The organism is Bradyrhizobium sp. RP6 (assembly GCF_003837805.1).
Classification (GTDB): Bacteria; Pseudomonadota; Alphaproteobacteria; order Rhizobiales; family Xanthobacteraceae; genus Bradyrhizobium.
In genome coordinates, this window is record NZ_RQIT01000016.1 from 46,806 (window position 1) to 63,547 (window position 16,742).

At 64.3% G+C, this 16,742-nt stretch carries 15 protein-coding genes; 7 read left to right on the forward strand and 8 right to left on the reverse strand.

Features of this window, described 5'->3' with window-relative positions:
* Positions 1-22: 22 nt before the first annotated feature.
* Positions 23-1,549: a caspase family protein gene (locus tag EHH60_RS25205; protein WP_124162111.1), complete on the reverse strand. Its 1,527-nt coding sequence runs from the start codon at positions 1,547-1,549 to the stop codon at positions 23-25.
* A gap of 366 nt (positions 1,550-1,915) precedes the next feature.
* Between EHH60_RS25205 and EHH60_RS25210 the strand changes: the two genes are divergently transcribed.
* Complete coding sequence (locus EHH60_RS25210) at positions 1,916-2,722, forward strand: N-acyl homoserine lactonase family protein (RefSeq protein WP_124162112.1); 807 nt, start codon at positions 1,916-1,918, stop codon at positions 2,720-2,722.
* Positions 2,723-2,830: 108 nt separating this feature from the next.
* Here the strand turns inward: EHH60_RS25210 and EHH60_RS25215 are convergent, their stop codons facing one another.
* Positions 2,831-3,373, reverse strand: a complete 543-nt coding sequence (locus EHH60_RS25215; protein WP_124162113.1) for a MarR family winged helix-turn-helix transcriptional regulator — start codon at positions 3,371-3,373, stop codon at positions 2,831-2,833.
* Positions 3,374-3,483: 110 nt separating this feature from the next.
* Here EHH60_RS25215 and EHH60_RS25220 point away from each other — a divergent pair, with 110 nt between their 5' ends.
* The 5 genes from EHH60_RS25220 (at position 3,484) to fahA (ending at position 9,035) form a co-directional block, all read left to right on the forward strand.
* Positions 3,484-5,097 (forward strand): FAD-dependent oxidoreductase, encoded by a 1,614-nt coding sequence (locus tag EHH60_RS25220; protein WP_124162114.1) that lies wholly within the window; start codon positions 3,484-3,486, stop codon positions 5,095-5,097.
* Positions 5,098-5,105: 8 nt separating this feature from the next.
* Complete coding sequence (locus EHH60_RS25225) at positions 5,106-5,330, forward strand: DUF2783 domain-containing protein (protein ID WP_124162115.1); 225 nt, start codon at positions 5,106-5,108, stop codon at positions 5,328-5,330.
* An 18-nt stretch (positions 5,331-5,348) separates the two neighbouring features.
* Positions 5,349-6,305, forward strand: coding sequence for an MBL fold metallo-hydrolase (locus EHH60_RS25230; RefSeq protein WP_124162116.1), 957 nt, complete (start codon positions 5,349-5,351; stop codon positions 6,303-6,305).
* 2 nt (positions 6,306-6,307) lie between these two features.
* Positions 6,308-7,654, forward strand: coding sequence for a homogentisate 1,2-dioxygenase (gene hmgA / locus EHH60_RS25235; RefSeq protein ID WP_199751981.1), 1,347 nt, complete (start codon positions 6,308-6,310; stop codon positions 7,652-7,654).
* 109 nt (positions 7,655-7,763) lie between these two features.
* Positions 7,764-9,035, forward strand: a complete 1,272-nt coding sequence (fahA, locus tag EHH60_RS25240; protein ID WP_124162118.1) for a fumarylacetoacetase — start codon at positions 7,764-7,766, stop codon at positions 9,033-9,035.
* 9 nt (positions 9,036-9,044) lie between these two features.
* Here the strand turns inward: fahA and EHH60_RS25245 are convergent, their stop codons facing one another.
* Entirely contained in the window at positions 9,045-9,356 is a 312-nt protein-coding gene (locus EHH60_RS25245; RefSeq protein WP_124162119.1) for a DUF1272 domain-containing protein, read from the reverse strand.
* Between the two features lie 74 nt (positions 9,357-9,430).
* The gene (locus tag EHH60_RS25250; RefSeq protein WP_124162120.1) at positions 9,431-9,910 is read right to left on the reverse strand and encodes an Lrp/AsnC family transcriptional regulator; all 480 of its coding nucleotides are present in this window, start codon (positions 9,908-9,910) and stop codon (positions 9,431-9,433) included.
* 121 nt (positions 9,911-10,031) lie between these two features.
* On the opposite strand from EHH60_RS25250, the gene hppD reads away from it, so the two are divergent.
* Positions 10,032-11,150, forward strand: coding sequence for a 4-hydroxyphenylpyruvate dioxygenase (hppD, locus tag EHH60_RS25255; protein WP_124162121.1), 1,119 nt, complete (start codon positions 10,032-10,034; stop codon positions 11,148-11,150).
* 98 nt (positions 11,151-11,248) lie between these two features.
* Here hppD and EHH60_RS25260 read toward each other — a convergent pair whose 3' ends face one another.
* From EHH60_RS25260 to EHH60_RS25275, 4 genes are all read right to left on the reverse strand, one after another.
* Complete coding sequence (locus EHH60_RS25260) at positions 11,249-12,355, reverse strand: CaiB/BaiF CoA transferase family protein (protein ID WP_199751984.1); 1,107 nt, start codon at positions 12,353-12,355, stop codon at positions 11,249-11,251.
* 197 nt (positions 12,356-12,552) lie between these two features.
* The gene (locus EHH60_RS25265) at positions 12,553-13,353 is read right to left on the reverse strand and encodes an FAD binding domain-containing protein (RefSeq protein ID WP_124162123.1); all 801 of its coding nucleotides are present in this window, start codon (positions 13,351-13,353) and stop codon (positions 12,553-12,555) included.
* Positions 13,354-13,366: 13 nt separating this feature from the next.
* A complete protein-coding gene (locus EHH60_RS25270; protein ID WP_124162124.1) occupies positions 13,367-15,709 on the reverse strand; it encodes a xanthine dehydrogenase family protein molybdopterin-binding subunit in 2,343 nt (780 codons plus the stop codon).
* 84 nt (positions 15,710-15,793) lie between these two features.
* Positions 15,794-16,279 carry a (2Fe-2S)-binding protein gene (locus EHH60_RS25275; RefSeq protein WP_061880337.1) on the reverse strand — a complete coding sequence of 162 codons (486 nt, stop codon included), beginning with the start codon at positions 16,277-16,279 and terminating at the stop codon, positions 15,794-15,796.
* Positions 16,280-16,742 lie beyond the last annotated feature (463 nt).

Here is a 16,742-nt window from a genome sequence, read left to right on the forward strand (position 1 = left end):
ACTGCCTCAACTCGAAAAAATATCAACGCACTCCGTAGCTTGCGAATTCCTGAACGATGTTCGGATCCATCGCCTTTGCATTGGCGATGTCCAGCGCTCCTTCCTGGGCGGAGCCGTTGCGTTGCTTGGCAAGGCCCCGTCCGTAGAGCGAAGAGGTCAGGCGCGGGTTGATCTTCAGGGCCGCGTCGAAATCGGCGATGGCGTTCTTCACGGCGCCCGACTTGAGGTTGACGAGTCCCCGGCTGTCCAGTGCATCGACGAAGTTCGGCCGCAGCCGCAGTGCCTCGTTGCAATCCTTCAGCGCCCCCTGAAGGTCGCCGACCACGGTGCGGGTCCAGCAACGGTTGTTCAGCGCTTCGACGTCCTTCGAGTTGATCCGGAGGGTGTCGTCGAAATCCTTGATGGCGAGGTTGTAGGCGCCCTTGCTGGCATAGACCTGGCCGCGCCGGTACAGCGCGTTCACGTCGTCTGGATTGGCGGCAATCTTGGCGGTCAGGCCCTTGATCGTGGGATCATCGGCCAGGACGGCGGCACTTGGGCCGCTCTCTGTGCTCGGCGCCGGACCGGGATCAATCGGTTTCACCGGCGGCGGTGGTGGCGGCAAAGCAGCCTCGATCTGCGGCTTCGGCGCGGGCGCAGGCGGCGCGGGAGGAGCCGGTGCTGCAGCGGTGTCGGCCGGCTTCGGCGGCGGAGGTGGCGTCGGTGGGGCGGGCGGAGCCGGCGCCGGGTTGTTGGCGACGACGGCCGGCGCAGCCGGAGGCGCAGGCGGCGGCGTCGTTGCGGGACGCGATCCGCCGGCGCCCGGAATGAACGAGAAGTCTTCGGCCAAGGAGGAGGAAATCCACGGCACCTGCTCGCCGCGCGAGGCGCGGGTAACGCCCATCTTGGTGCGGTTCAGCGTCTCCTCGGCCATCAGGTCGGGGACGCGGATCTCCTTCAGCAACTCCTGGACGAACAGGCTGTGATCGCCACCGGCGTCCGAGACCACCGAGGCCAGCGCCGCCGAGTACATTACCAGCGTGCCGTTGGGCGCGATGACCGGGGTCAGGCCGGCCGAGAAGCTGCGGAACCGGCGCTCGAACGGGTTGCGCCTGGACGCATCGATCAGCGCGATCTTGACGCCGGCGCCGCGGCTGTTGAGCTCGCCGAGCACGGTCTCGAGGCTGAAACCATCGCGGCGCACGTCGGACTCCGTCCAGATCTGCGCATCGACCGGCAGCAAGTAGCTCTGGCGCGCCGACTGGACGCCGAAACCGCTGAAGAACACCAGCGCCACCGATCCCGGCTTGATCTTGCCGTAGAGCTTGTCGAAGGCGCGGCGCATCGCGTCGCCGGTCAGGTTCTCGCCGATCTCGACCGAGAAGCCGTCCCGCTTGAGCTCATCGGCTACGTCGCGCGCATCGTTGATCGGTTCCTTCAGCGGAGCATCCGCGTCCGGATATTTGGCGTTGCCGATGACAAGCGCAAAACGGTCGCCGGCCGCAAGCGATGGGGCAGTCGGGACAAGCGAGACGAGCAAGAGCAGAAGAACAAAGAAGCGAATTCTCATAATCAGCGCGGTCCAGCCAAAAAGGCGCCGTTCCAGCTTGCGCCGCGGCGACCTTAACTTACGCTTCCTGCATTATCAAACCGGGGACGGGGGGCGTCAACCGCTTGGAGATTCGGCACTATCGTAGCGATTGACCGCAACGTATGGGCGTGCCGCGAGGGGATAGACGGGCTGTCATGACGGTACTCGGCGCGGCCTGGTTCGATCCTATCGGCAGCATGTTAGGGCAACCGTTGCGATGAAAAATGTGATTGGTCTCACATTGCGGGACCGGCTCCCGGCGCAATGCCCCGTTTGACCTTTCCTGCCGACGATGGCTTGGTGTGCTCGATCGTCCCGGAAGATCCAACTCAGAAAAGCAAGACCATGGGAAACGTCTACGAAATCTACGCCCTTCGCTATGCGACGATGTCGCCGCGCACCCCCAGCATGAACTTCCTGGCGCCCGATCCACATGACAGTGCGGCGCAGGACCTCGACTATTTCGTCTGGCTGATCCGCGGCGGTGGCCGCGACATTCTGGTCGATACCGGCTTCAATGCCGAGGAAGCGAGCGCGAGGGCGCGCAAACTCACGCTCAATCCCGTCGATGCGCTGGAGCGTTTCGGCGTCGCGGCTTCGAGCATCCGCGACGTCATCGTGACGCATCTGCATTACGACCATGCCGGCAATCTCGACCGCTTCCCGAACGCGCGTTTCCATCTGCAGGAGCGCGAGATGGCTTACGCGACGGGACGCTGCATGTGCAACGGACTGCTGCGACATCCGTTCTCGGTCGAGCACGTCACGCAGATGGTGCGCCATGTCTATGGCGAGCGTGTCAATTTCTATTCCGGTGACGGCGAGGTTGCTCCAGGCATGACCGTGCACCGCGTCGGCGGGCATTCTGACGGCTTGCAGGTGGTCAGGGTCGAAACCGCGCGCGGTCCGGTCGTGCTGGCATCCGATGCCGCGCATTACTACGCCAATCTGCAGCGCAGGAGCCCGTTCCCCATCGTCTACAATGTCGGCGACATGGCGCAGGGTTGGGAGACGATCGAGCGTCTCGCTGGGCACCCCGATAGATTCATCCCCGGCCACGATCCGATCGTGACCGAGATCTATCCGCGCGCCAGCGACAAGGTCGACGCCTGGGCACTGCATTTGCCACCGACGCGGTCGTTTGCGAAGTGACGGTGTAGCCGTCATTCCGGGGCGCGCGGCGCGCGAACCCGGAATCCAGAAGTTGTGGCGCGAGATTCCGGGTTCGCCGCTCTGCGGCGCCCCGGAATGACGGAGGAGCTAATAGGCCTGCTTGGCGTCGGCTTCTTCGCTGGTCTGGATCAGGTCGAGGCTCTGCTCGATCTTGCCGAGCAGGGCCGAGAGTTGCTTGCGCTCCTGCGCCGAGAGGCAGGCGAGGATCTCGTCTTCCCGCCGCAGCAATTGCGGGAAAAGCTCTTCGTACAGCGCGCGGCCCTTCTGCGTCAGTTGCAGGCGGAATTCGCGGCGGTCGGCCTCGTTCTCGACCCGTTCGATCAGGTCGTCATTGAGCAGCGTGGTCACCGCGCGGCTGATGGTGGATTTATGCGTGCGCGTGCATTGCGCGACGTACTGCGCGCTGCAGGCGTCGTTGCGGAAGCCGAGGGTGGCGATCACGCGCCAGGCCGGAATGTCGAGGCCATGTCGTTCCTGATATTCGACCGAAAGCGCGGAACTGACTTCCGCTGCGAGCCGGTTGAGGCGGAACGGCACGAACTTGAACAGGTCGAGCCGTGGCTTTGGCCGCGCTGAAGCCTCGCCGGCCTCACGCGCCTTCAGCGCGATGTCGCTGGATGTCCTCGCCAAGCAAAGCGCTCCGAATTCCAGTTGACGGCCGGCCGGCTCCGGTCCAAAATAGTTGCACGTGAGACTATCTAGCAGATCAGTCCTCTCCTGACCAGAGCCGAGATTAGTGTATGGCGCAGGCCAAGTCCCAGTTCGGCTATCGACGCCACCCCGATCAGGATCGCTCCGGCCAGAGCCCGGCTGAGCACGCGGTCGTGGTCGTCGGTGCGGGCCCGGTCGGGCTGTCGCTCGCGATCGATCTTGCTCAGCGCGGCCAGCGTGTCGTCCTGCTGGACGATGCCGACCGCATCGGCGAGGGCTCGCGCGCGATCTGCTTCTCGAAGCGCTCGCTGGAATATTGGGACCGGCTCGGCGTCGGCGACCGCATGGTCGACAAGGGTGTGGTGTGGAGCGTCGGCCGCATCTTCCACGGCGAATCCCAGCTTTACCAGTTCAACCTGCTGCCGGAGGAGGGCCACAAGCGGCCGGCCTTCATCAATCTCCAGCAATATTACGCCGAGGCCTATCTGGTCGATCGCATCAACGATCTGCCTGAGATAGATCTGCGCTGGCGCAACAAGGTGACGGCGCTCGAGCAGCGCAACGATTCTGTCGCGTTGACGATCGAGACGCCCGAGGGCGCCTATCGGCTGCATGCGCAGTATGTCATCGCTTGCGACGGCGCGCGCTCCTCGCTGCGGCAGATGGTCGGGGCCGAGTTTGCCGGCCAGGTGTTCGAGGACCAGTTCCTGATCGCCGACGTCAAGATGACCGCGGAATTCCCGACCGAGCGCTGGTTCTGGTTCGATCCGCCGTTCCATGCCGGCCGTTCCGCGCTGCTGCACCGGCAGCCCGACGACGTCTGGCGCATCGATCTCCAGCTCAATCGCTATGCCGATCCTGTTCTCGAGAAGAAGCCCGAGAACGTGCGGCCGCGGATCGCGCGCATGCTCGGTCACGACAAGTTCGCGTTCGAGTGGATCTCGCTGTACAAATTCCAGTGCCGGCGGATGGATCGCTTCATCCATGGCCGCGTCATCTTTGCCGGCGATTCCGCGCATCAGGTCTCGCCCTTCGGCGCACGCGGCGCCAATTCCGGGCTCGAAGACGCCGAAAACCTGTCCTGGAAGCTCGATCGCGTGCTGCGCGGCACTTCGCCAGCGAGCCTGCTCGAGAGCTATCACATCGAGCGCAGCGCAGCAGCCGACGAGAACATCCGCGAATCCACCCGCTCGACCGACTTCATGGCACCGAACTCGCACCAGGAGGCGCGGCTGCGCAAGGCGGTGCTGTCGCTGGCCAAGGAGACCGAGTTCGGCAAGCGTATGGTCAATGGCGGCCGGCTGTCGGTGCCATGCAGCTATGACACGCCTTTGTCCTCGCTCGACGCGGATACGTGGCACGGTGGACCGTCGCCCGGCTGTTCCATGCTCGACGCCCCCGCGACCACGCCCACCGGCGAGCAGATCTATCTGACGGATGCCTTCCGCCAGGGTGGAACGGACTTCACCTTGCTGTCGTTCAGCAATGGTGCGCCCATCGATGCGCCCGATGGGGTCAAGGGCATCCGCATCGGCGGTGAGGGCGGGTTTGCCGATCCCTCGGGCTCCATCGCAAAGCGCTACGGCGCTGAACCGGGCGCGGCCTATCTGCTGAGGCCGGATGGTTATGTCGCGGCGCGCTTCCGCCATCCGGCGCGTGCGGCGATCGCGGCAGCGCTGGTGCGTGCCGAAGGCTTGTATTGAGGTTTCGCATGCCGCTTTCCACCAGCTCCAACTTCGCACGCCCCGACGACGCCTTCCGCGCCATTGTCGAGGCGCATCGCGGTCTCACCGAGGAGCAGAGCGCCGATCTCGATTCGGCGCTGGTGCTGATCCTCGCCAACCATATCGGCGATATCGACGTGCTGCGCGAGGCGATCGGGCTGGCGAAGCGCCGCATGGTCGACGGTCAGCAGCAACAACAGCAACAGCAATAAACCTGTAAGGACGAATTGATGGCGAAGAACTTCGCATCCACCGGCGATCTCTCCGAGAAGAAGATCACCTTCTCCGAGATCGGTACCGATCTCTATGCTTTCACCGCCGAGGGCGATCCGAACACCGCCGTCATCGTCGGCGACGACGGCTGCCTCGTGTTCGACGCGCAGGCGACGCCCGCGATGGCGAACAAGGTGATCGAGCGCGTGCGTGCCGTCACCGACAAGCCAATCAAGTATGTCGTGCTGTCGCACTATCACGCCGTGCGCGTGCTCGGGGCCTCCGCCTACAAGGCGCAAGGCATCGTCGCGTCGCAGGAGACGCATCGGCTGATCGCGGAGCGCGGCAAGCAGGACTGGGATTCCGAATACGGCCGCTTCCCGCGGCTGTTCCAGGACGCGCAGAGCATTCCCGGCCTGACCTGGCCGACGCTGACCTTTGAAGGCGAGATGACGATCTACCTCGGCAAGCGCGAGGTTCGCCTGATGCAGCTGGGCGCCGGCCATACCTCCGGCGACATCGTTGCCTGGGTGCCGGACGCGGAGGTGATGTTCTCCGGGGACCTCATCGAATATCACTCGGCCTGCTATTGCGGCGATGCGCATTTGCGCGAATGGCCGATGACGCTGAACGAGATCCGCAACTTCAATCCCAAGGCGATCGCGCCGGGCCGGGGCGATGCGCTGAAGGGCACTGCCACGGTGCGCGAGGCCATCGCGATGACGCGCGATTTCGTCACCTCACTCTATGGCGCGGCCGAGATCTCCGTTGCCCGGGGACGTACGCTGAAGGAATCGATGGCGGCCACCCGCGAGGTGATGGATCCCAAATTTTCCAGCTTCGCCATCTACGAGCACTGCCTGCCATTCAACGTGTCGCGCGCCTACGACGAAGCGTCCGGGATCGACGACCCCGTGATCTGGACCGACAAGCGCGATCAGGAAATGTGGGCCGCCCTGCAAGGAGGAGGATAGTCATGAACATCAATACCTCGCCTGACCAGATCATCCGCAGCTCGGCTCAGGTGACGCCGGGCTACATGTCCGGCTTCGGCAACAGCTTTGAGACGGAAGCGCTGCCGGGCGCGCTGCCGATCGGGCGCAACTCGCCGCAGCGCTGCGCCTACGGGCTCTATGCCGAGCAGCTCTCGGGCTCGCCCTTCACGGCGCCGCGCGGCAGCAATGAGCGCTCCTGGCTCTACCGCATCCGTCCCTCGGTGAAGCACTCCGGCCGCTTCGAGAAGGTCGATGCCGGCCTGTGGCGCTCGGCGCCGTGCCATGAATACGATCTGCCGATCGCGCAGCTGCGCTGGGATCCGACGCCGCTCCCCAAGGAGGATGTCACCTTCGTTGAGGGCGTGCAGACCATGACCACGGCCGGGGACGTCAACACGCAGGCCGGCATGGCCGCGCATGTCTACCTCATCACCAAATCGATGGTGGACCAGCATTTCTACAATGCCGACGGCGAGCTGATGTTCGTGCTTCAGCAGGGCAATCTTCGCCTCCTCACCGAGTTCGGCCGCATCGATGCCGAGCCCGGCGAGATCGTGGTGATCCCGCGCGGCGTCAAGTTCCGCGTCGAGATTCCGAACGGCCCGGCGCGCGGCTATCTGTGCGAAAATTACGGCGGTGCCTTCACCCTGCCGGAGCGCGGCCCGATCGGCGCCAATTGTCTCGCCAACGCCCGCGACTTCCTCACGCCGGTCGCAAGCTACGAGGACAAGGACACGCCGACCGAACTGTTGGTGAAGTGGGGCGGCTCGCTGTTCAAGACGACCTTGCCGCATTCGCCGATCGACGTCGTCGCCTGGCACGGCAATTACGCGCCGTATAAGTACGATCTGCGCACCTTCTCTCCCGTCGGCGCGATCGGCTTCGACCATCCCGATCCCTCGATCTTCACGGTGCTGACCTCGCCGTCGGAGACCGCGGGCACCGCGAATATCGACTTCGTGATCTTCCCCGAGCGCTGGATGGTCGCCGAGAACACCTTCCGTCCGCCCTGGTACCACATGAACATCATGAGCGAGTTCATGGGGCTGATCTACGGCGTCTATGACGCCAAGCCGCAAGGCTTCGTCCCCGGCGGCATGAGCCTGCACAATTGCATGCTGCCGCACGGTCCGGACCGCGACGCCTTCGAGCACGCGAGTAATGGCGAGCTGAAGCCGGTGAAGCTGACCGGCACCATGGCCTTCATGTTCGAGACCCGCTACCCGCAGCGCGTTACCGCGCACGCCGCGAACTCCTCGACGCTGCAGGACAATTACGCGGATTGTTGGAAAGGGTTGGAGAAGCGGTTCGATCCGAGCAGGCCGTAAGTCCTTGTCGCTCGTCATCGCCGGGCTTGACCCGGCGATCCATCCCCTTGAGATGATGGATGCCCGGGTCAAGCCCGGGCATGACGAATTTTTCAATCGGAGAATTCGCGTGCCCCACTCCAACGACCCCAGCCTCCGCTCGTTCATCGAGGTCGATCCTTCTTCCGACTTCCCGATCCAGAACCTGCCTTATGGTGTGTTCTCGACCGCTTCCAATCCGACGCCGCGCGTTGGCGTTGCGATTGGAAGCTATGTGCTTGATCTCTGGGAGCTCGAGCAGGATTCCCGGCTCGACGTCGGCCCGCTCGGCGTGTTCTCCGGCGCCTCGCTCAATCCCTTCATGGCGCTGGGACCGAAGGTCTGGAGCAAGACCCGCGCGCGCATCAGCGAATTGCTGCGTCACGATCATCCGGAGCTGCGCGACAACGAGGAGCTGCGCAGCCGCGTGCTGGTGCCGATGGGCTATGCCAAACTGCATCTGCCCTTCACCGTCTCCGGCTACACCGACTTCTATTCCTCGAAAGAGCACGCCACCAATGTAGGCGTGATGTTCCGCGGCAAGGACAATGCGCTGCAGCCGAACTGGCTGCATATGCCCATCGCATATAACGGCCGCGCATCGACCGTCGTGGTCTCCGGCACGCAGGTGAAGCGGCCTCGCGGGCAACTGAAGCCACCGAATGTGGATGTGCCGAGCTTCGGGCCGTGCAAGCGGCTCGATTTCGAGCTGGAGATGGGCGTCGTCATCGGCCAGCCCTCGCCGATGGGCGGAATGCTCACAGAGCAACAGGCCGAGGAGATGATCTTCGGCTTCGTGCTGCTCAACGACTGGAGTGCGCGCGACATCCAGCAATGGGAATATGTGCCGCTCGGGCCGTTTCTCGCCAAGGCGTTTGCGACCTCGATCAGCCCCTGGGTGGTGACGCGCGAGGCGCTGGAGCCGTTCCGGCTGAAGGGGCCGGAGCAGGAGCCGGTGCCGCTCGACTATCTCAAGCAGACGAAGCCGCAGAACTACGATGTCGCGCTGGACGTCTCCTTACGTGCTGCCGGTGCCAATGCACCCGCCAGCATCAGCCGCACCAATTTCAAGTACATGTACTGGTCCTCGGTGCAGCAGCTGATGCACCACGCCTCCAGCGGCTGCGCCATGAATGTCGGGGATCTCCTGGGCAGCGGCACGATCTCTGGGCCGGAGAAGAACCAGCGCGGCAGCTTGCTCGAGATCAGTTGGAACGGCACCGAGCCGGTGGAATTGCCCGGCGGCGCCAAGCGCTCGTTCCTCGAAGACGGCGACAGTCTCGTGATGCGCGGCTGGTGCCAGGGCAATGGTTATCGTGTCGGCTTCGGCGAGGTCGAGGGGACGATCGTGGCGGCGGAATGACGGGCCAAATCACCGTCTCTCCGGCGGCACGTCGCGCACCCGCGCACAATGCGCCGCGATATCCTCCATACTGTACTTCAGATGCACCCGATTGTCGGACGGCGCCTGCTTCGCTGTGCAAACGCCGGGGCGCCACTCCTGCGTCGGCCTGATCGGGCGCGGGGCAAAACCGCCGCCGCAATTCGGGCAGACGTTGAATAGCTTCGTCTCGACGCAATCCGCACAGAACGTGCATTCATAGGAGCAGATCCGCGCGTCCGTTGCGTTCGGCGGCAGGTCGCGGTCGCAATATTCGCAGTTCGGCCGAAGCTGGAGGGCCATGTCGAATCTCCGCACGTGGAGCTGCGATCATCGCAGATCGCGTAGCCAGCGCGAATGCCATAGTTCCCTCGATTTCAGCCGGCTCTGATTTCCTTGAGCGGCAGCCGTGAGCTTTCCTTGAGCCTGTCGAGCACGATCGAGGAGCGCACATGTGCCACGCTTTGGTGCGGCATCAAGATGTCGTTGACGAGGTTGGAGAGGCCCTTGAGGTCGCGCAGCACGGCCTTCAGCACATAGTCGGCGTCGCCCGTGAGCGAATACGCCTCCTGGATCTCGTCGATCCGGTTCACCAGCGCGCGAAAGCGCTTGGAATTGTCCGGGGAGTGGGTCGCAAGGCCCACCTGGATGAAGGCGATCACGCCGAAGCCGAGCGCCTCGCTGGAGAGGTCGGCATGGTAGCCCGCGATCACCTTCTCCTCCTCCAGCCGCATCCGCCGGCGCGAGCATTGCGAGGCGGAGAGGCCCGCGAGCTCGGCGAGCTCCTGGTTGGTGAGGCGGCCGTTGTCCTGGAGTGCACCCAGGATCTTGAGGTCAAAGGCGTCCACAGGAATCATGCGTCAATCGTCGATTTCTTGCACAAGCCGTGCATAGGTTAGCGAAATCGCGTCCCGTTTGCACGCTCCTTGCGCACCCTATGAAGGATAGTTCCTCCCGGCAGCAAATTGGGAGAACAGCATGGGTCCGTTTCCGCACGATGCACCGCCGGCCACTATCAGCGCTGACAATCCTATGGGCACCGACGGGTTCGAGTTCGTCGAATACGCGCATCCCAATCCGGAAGAGCTGCACGCGCTGTTCAAGCTGATGGGCTATGCGCCCGTCGCGCGCCACAAGATCAAGAAGATCACGGTCTACCGCCAGGGCGACATCAACTATCTCGTCAACGAGGAGCCCGGCACTCACGGCTACGAGTTCGTCGCCGCACACGGCCCCTGCGCGCCGTCGATGGCGTTCCGAGTCGTCGATGCCAAGGCGGCTTATGACCGCGCGATTTCGCTCGGCGCCGAGCCGGCCGATGTATCATCCGCACAGAAGACGCTGGACGTGCCCGCCATCAAGGGGATCGGCGGCAGCCTGCTTTATTTCGTCGATCGTTACGGCGCCAATGGCTCGGCCTATGATGCCGAGTTCGAATGGCTCGGCGCGCGCGATCCCAAGCCGGTCGGCGCCGGCCTGTTCTATCTCGACCATCTCACCCACAACGTCCATCGCGGCCGCATGAACGTCTGGGCCGGCTTCTATGAGAAGCTGTTCAACTTCCGCCAGATCCGCTTCTTCGACATCGAGGGCCGCGCATCCGGCCTGTTCTCGCGCGCGCTGACGAGCCCTGACGGCAAGATCCGGATTCCGATCAACGAGGACGCCGGCGAGTCCGGGCAGATCGAGGAATATCTGCAGACCTATCGCGGCGAAGGCATCCAGCACATCGCCTGCGGCTGCCGCGACATCTACCGCACGATCGAGGGTCTGCGCGAGGCCGGACTGCCCTTCATGCCGTCGCCGCCCGACACCTATTTCGAGAAGATCGATATGCGCCTGCCCAAGCATGGCGAGGATGTCGCGCGGCTCCGGAAGAACGGCATCCTGATCGACGGCGAGGGCGTGGTCGAGGGCGGCCAGACCAAGGTGCTGCTGCAGATCTTCTCGGCCAATGCGATCGGCCCGATCTTCTTCGAGTTCATCCAGCGCAAGGGCGACGACGGCTTCGGCGAGGGCAATTTCAAGGCCCTGTTCGAATCGATCGAGGAGGACCAGATCCGCCGCGGGGTGTTGAAGGTGGATAGCGCGGCCTGACCGTCATTCCGGGGCGCGCGTCAGCGCGAACCCGGAATCTCGATGTGATAATCTCCAGATTCCGGGTTCGCTCGCGACGCGAGCGCCCCGGAATGACGTCAGCCTTTCCACGCCTGCATCACCGCCGCGATCTCCGCCGCTTCCGGCTCGCGCACCGCCGAGGGCGTGCGCGAGAAGCGCGGCGCCGGTGCCGGCTGCTTCACCCCGTGGCGCTCGATGAAGACCTTTCGCGCGACCATGTGCGGATGCTGCGTGGCCTCCGACATGGTCAGCACCGGCGCGAAGCAGATGTCGGTGCCTTCCATGATCTTGCACCAGTCCTCGCGCGTCTTGCTCTTGAACACGGCCTTGAGCTTCTCCTTCAGCGCGGGCCAGGCCTTGGGATCCATCTGCGCGTCGAAATCGGCGTCGGTGAGACCGGCGTGCTCGCGCAGCAGCGCATAGAATTGCGGCTCGATCGAGCCGATCGAGACGAAATGGCCGCAGGCGCATTCGTAGACGCCGTAGAAATGCGCGCCGCCGTCGAGGAAGTTCCGGTTGCGCCCTTCGGTCCAGCGTCCCATCGCGGTCATGTCGAAGAAGAAGGACATCAGCGATGCCGCGCCGTCGCACATGGCGGCATCGACCACCTGGCCCTTGCCGGACTTCTGCGCTTCCAGGAGCGCCGCGAGCACGCCGACGACGAGATAGAGCGCACCGCCGCCGAAATCGCCGACCAGGTTGAGCGGCGGCACCGGCGCCTCCTTCGTGCCGATCGCGGCGAGCGCGCCGGTGATGGAGATGTAGTTGATGTCATGGCCGGCGGCGTTGGCGAGCGGACCTTCCTGGCCCCAGCCGGTCATGCGGCCATAGACCAGTTTCGGGTTGCGCGCGAGCACGATTTCGGGCCCGAGCCCGAGCCGCTCCATCACGCCGGGGCGAAAACCCTCGACCAGCGCGTCCGCGCTCGCGAGCAGGTCCAGCACTTGCGCGATCGCCGCCTTGTCCTTGAGGTCGAGCTCGATCACCTTGCGGCCGCGCCCCGCCACCGACTTCATGCTCTTCTTGGCGCCGACGCGGTCGAGCGTGACGACATCGGCGCCCATGTCGGCCAGCATCATGCAGGCGAACGGGCCCGGCCCGATGCCGGCGAACTCGACGATGCGGAAGCCCGAGAGCGGGCCGGAGGTGCGGACGGAGGAGGTGGGGGCTGGTTTGTCGAGCACGTTGTTGTTTCCTCGGGTCGCGAGCGGATGCCTGTAGCCCGGCATCGTCTCCGACATTCTTCTGTGGGGCGAGTTAATCGGCCGATTAACTTTTCTCGCCTTCACGCCAGCGAGGCAAGCGGTTTTCATGCCGCACGGCCAAATAAAAACGGCGCGCACCGAAGTGCGCGCCGCGGAAAATTTGCGTGGAGACGCTATCAGCCCGCAGCGGCCACCGCGCGCTGCGCCATCACCTTGACGAGGTTGGCGCGATACTCCGCCGTGCCGTGGATGTCGGCCAGCAATCCGCTCGCCGAGATGCTGACGCTGTCGATCGCCGATGGCGACCAGTTCGCCTTCAGCGCCGCCTCGATCGCGCCCACCCGCATCACGCCGGTTTGCGAGGCGCCGGTGGCGGCGACCCGAACCTCGCCCGATTTGGTCTGCGCCACGAACACGCCGGTGAGCGCGAAGCGCGACGCCGGATGCCGCATCTTCTCGTAGCCTGCCTTTGCCGGCACCGGGAATGACACGGCGGTGATGATCTCGCCGTCTTCGAGCGCCGTCGTGAACAGGCCCTGGAAGAAATCATCCGCCGCGATCGACCGCTTGTTGGTCTTCACGGTGGCGCCGAGCGCGAGCAGTGCCGCCGGGAAATCCGCAGCCGGATCGTTGTTGGCGATCGAGCCGCCGATCGTGCCGCGATAACGCACCGCGGGGTCGCCGAGCACCGAGGTGAGATAGGCGATCGCGGGGATCGCCTGCTTCACATCGGCATTCGTCATGATGTCGTAATAGGTCGTCGCGGCCTTGATGGTCAGCGTGTCGCCCGACAGATCGACGCCCTGCAGCTCCTTGATCCTGCCGAGGTCGATGACGTCGGATGGACCTGCGAGCCGCTGCTTCATGACCGGCAGCAGCGTTTGACCGCCGGCGAGGAACTTCGACTCGCTGCCCTTGGCGAACAGGCTGGCGGCCTCGTAGACCGAGGAGGCGCGATGATAGGTGGTCTGGTACATCTTCGGTCCTCCCTTAAGCCGCGTGGATGGTGCGCCACACCCGGTCCGGGGTTGCGGGCATTTCCAGGTTGTTCTTGCCGATCGCATCCGTGATCGCGTTGATCACGGCCGCCGATGCCCCGATCGCGCCGGCCTCACCGCAACCCTTGATGCCGAGCGGATTGCCCGGGCACAGCGTCGTGGTGTGAGACAGATTGAATGACGGCACGTCGTCGGCGCGTGGCATGGCGTAATCCATGAACGAGGCCGTGACCGGCTGGCCGTTGGCATCGTAGATCGCATGCTCCAGCAACGCCTGTCCGATGCCCTGCACGAGGCCGCCATGGACCTGGCCTTCGACGATCATCGGGTTGATCAGCCGGCCGAAATCGTCGGCCGCGACGAAGTTGACGAAGGAGGTCTTGCCGGTGCCGGGATCGACCTCGAGCTCGCAGATATAGGCGCCGGCCGGGAAGGTGAAGTTGGTCGGGTCGTAGAAGGCGCTCTCCTTCAGGCCCGGCTCCATGCCTTCAGGCAGATTGTGCGCGGTGTAGGCCGCAAGCGCGACCATCGGGAAGGCGATGGCTTTGTCGGTGCCGGTCACCTTGAACTCGCCGTTCTCGATGACGATGTCGGCTTCCGAGGCTTCGAGCGCATGCGCCGCGATCTTCTTGGCCTTGGATTCCATCTTCTCCATGGCCTTCAGGATCGCGGTAAGGCCGACGGCCGCCGAGCGCGAGCCGTAGGTGCCCATGCCGAACTGCACCTTGTCGGTGTCGCCATGGACGATCGAAACCTGGCTGATGGGAACGCCGAGACGGTCTGCCACGAGCTGGCAGAACGTGGTCTCGTGACCCTGGCCGTGGCTGTGTGATCCCGTGAGGATCTCGATGGTCCCGACCGGATTGACGCGCACCTCGGCCGATTCCCACAGGCCGACGCCGGCGCCCAGGCTGCCGACCGCCTTCGACGGCGCGATGCCGCAGGCCTCGATATAGCAGGACACGCCGATGCCGCGCAGCTTGCCGTCGGCCTTCGCCTTGGCCTTGCGGGCGGGGAAGCCGGCATAGTCGATCGCTTTCATCGCCGCATCGAGCGAGGCGTTGAAGTCCCCGGTGTCGTAGGCCATGATGACAGGCGTCTGGTGCGGGAACTGGGTGATGAAATTGGTCCGGCGCAATTGGGCCGGATCGACGTTGAGCTGCCGCGCCGCCGTTTCCATGAGACGTTCGATCAAATAGCTCGCCTCCGGGCGGCCCGCGCCGCGATAGGCGTCGACCGGCGTGGTGTTGGTGTAGACGCCGATCACCTCGGCATGGATCGCGGGGATGTTGTACTGGCCCGACAGCAGCGTCGCGTAGAGATAGGTCGGCACCGAGGACGAGAACAGCGACATATAGGCGCCGAAATTGGCGTAGGTCTTCACCTTGAGGCCGGTGATCTTGTTGTTGGCGTCGAACGCCATCTCGGCATGCGTGATGTGGTCGCGGCCATGCGCGTCGGTGAGGAAGGCCTCGGTGCGGTCGCCGGTCCATTTGACGGGACGGCCGACCTTTTTCGAGGCCCACAGCGCCACCATCTCCTCGGGATAGATGAAGATCTTGGAGCCGAAGCCGCCGCCGACGTCGGGGGCGATCACGCGCAGCTTGTGCTCGGGGGCGATGTTGTAGAACGCCGACAGCACGAGGCGGGCGACGTGCGGGTTCTGCGAGGTCGTGTAGAGCGTGAAGTGCTCTTCCGCTGCGTCGTAATCGGCGATCGCCGCGCGTGGCTCCATCGCGTTGGGGGCGAGACGGTTGTTGGTGACGTCGAGCTTCACCACATTGGCGGCCTTGGCGAAGGCCGCATCGGTGGCGCTCTCGTCGCCGATCACCCAGTCGTAGACCTGGTTGCCCGGAGCCTCGGGATGAAGCTGCGGCGCGCCGGCCTTGATCGCCGCCTGCATGTCGGCGACTGCGGGAAGCTCCTCGTAATCGACGACGACGGCTTCCGCCGCGTCGCGTGCGAGATTCTTGCTTTCGGCGATCACGACGGCAACGGCCTGGCCGACGAAGCGCACCGTCTCGGGCGCCATTGCCGGCCATGCGCCCATCTTCATCGGGCTGCCGTCCTTGGAGGTGATGGCCCAGCCGCAAATGAGGTTGCCGACCTTGTCGTCGACGAGCTGCTTGCCGGTGAGCACCGCGACCACGCCCGGCATCTTCAGCGCGGCGGAGGAGTCGATCCCCTTCACCTTGGCGTGCGCGTGCGGGCTGCGGACGAAATAGGCATGGGTCATGCCCGTCAGCTTGATGTCGTCGACGTAACGGCCCTTGCCGGTAATGAAACGCTTGTCTTCCTTGCGCACGACGCGTGCGCCGATGCCTTCAACACCCATGTCTGGTCCTCCCGACCGGAATTTTGTTGACCCGCGCTTCCCTCGAAAGCGGCAGCGGTGGTTTCTTGCTTCGCGACGGCCGCTCTACTCGGCGGCCTGCGCGACCTTCATGCGTCCGGCCGCATCCAGCACGGCTTTCACGATGTTGTGGTAGCCGGTGCAGCGGCAGATATTGCCCTCGAGCTCGTGGCGGACGGTCGCCTCGTCGAGCTGGCCACCATGGCGTTGCACGATGTCGATCGCGGACATGATCATGCCCGGCGTGCAATAGCCGCATTGGAGGCCGTGATTGTCGCGGAAGGCAGCCTGCATCGGGTGCAGCTCGTCGCCCTTGGCGATGCCCTCGATCGTGGTGATGCTGGCGCCATCGGCCTGTCCTGCCAGCATGGTGCAGGATTTCACCGCACGGCCATCCATGTGCACGACGCAGGCGCCGCACTGGCTGGTGTCGCAGCCGACATGGGTTCCTGTGAGGTTGAGGTGATCGCGCAGGAGCTGGACCAGCAGCGTGCGGTCCTCGACATCGACAGCAACGGCCTTGCCGTTGACCGTCAGTTTGACTGTAGACACTTGAAGTCCTCCCAAAGTGATTTTGATTGGTTCTAATTAGAGACAGCGCCAACGAAACTTTGCAACTGGGTTTTTACTGACCGCGGTCATGGAAGGGTCATCGTGGTGACGGTCGCTGATGTGCGATTCGGCTACGACCTCTCGTGCCGCAGCCATCATGTGCTGCGACATTGCGGGCGATACACATCGCCGCTGAATCTGCGATGGCGTGCTCGGCGGCCAGCAGAATAGGCGCGTGACCTGGTCGCGCGTGCCGTGATCATCCTTGCCGCTTGCCCCTGGACTTCGGTCCCGGTCGTGCGTCGTTCCTCCCTCGCATGGCTTGCTCGTTGCGCGAATAGGAGCATGCGCCGCCGCCTTTGTAATCGCGATCTTGGTAGTAGGGCGGCACGACTTAAGTCATTGATTTTGCTTATGGCAATGCAGCGAAGTGCCGCTGCCAGGTCGCGCCGGCCAGGACAGC

Coding starts and splice junctions, on each gene's coding strand:
- EHH60_RS25220 (WP_124162114.1), top strand. CDS start 3,484: ATGGCGCAGGCCAAGTCCCAGTTCGGCTATCGACGCCACCCCGATCAG.
- hppD (WP_124162121.1), top strand. CDS start 10,032: ATGGGTCCGTTTCCGCACGATGCACCGCCGGCCACTATCAGCGCTGAC.
- hmgA (WP_199751981.1), top strand. CDS start 6,308: ATGAACATCAATACCTCGCCTGACCAGATCATCCGCAGCTCGGCTCAG.
- EHH60_RS25270 (WP_124162124.1), bottom strand. CDS start 15,709: ATGGGTGTTGAAGGCATCGGCGCACGCGTCGTGCGCAAGGAAGACAAG.
- EHH60_RS25205 (WP_124162111.1), bottom strand. CDS start 1,549: ATGAGAATTCGCTTCTTTGTTCTTCTGCTCTTGCTCGTCTCGCTTGTC.
- EHH60_RS25250 (WP_124162120.1), bottom strand. CDS start 9,910: ATGATTCCTGTGGACGCCTTTGACCTCAAGATCCTGGGTGCACTCCAG.
- EHH60_RS25225 (WP_124162115.1), top strand. CDS start 5,106: ATGCCGCTTTCCACCAGCTCCAACTTCGCACGCCCCGACGACGCCTTC.
- EHH60_RS25210 (WP_124162112.1), top strand. CDS start 1,916: ATGGGAAACGTCTACGAAATCTACGCCCTTCGCTATGCGACGATGTCG.
- EHH60_RS25230 (WP_124162116.1), top strand. CDS start 5,349: ATGGCGAAGAACTTCGCATCCACCGGCGATCTCTCCGAGAAGAAGATC.
- EHH60_RS25265 (WP_124162123.1), bottom strand. CDS start 13,353: ATGTACCAGACCACCTATCATCGCGCCTCCTCGGTCTACGAGGCCGCC.
- EHH60_RS25245 (WP_124162119.1), bottom strand. CDS start 9,356: ATGGCCCTCCAGCTTCGGCCGAACTGCGAATATTGCGACCGCGACCTG.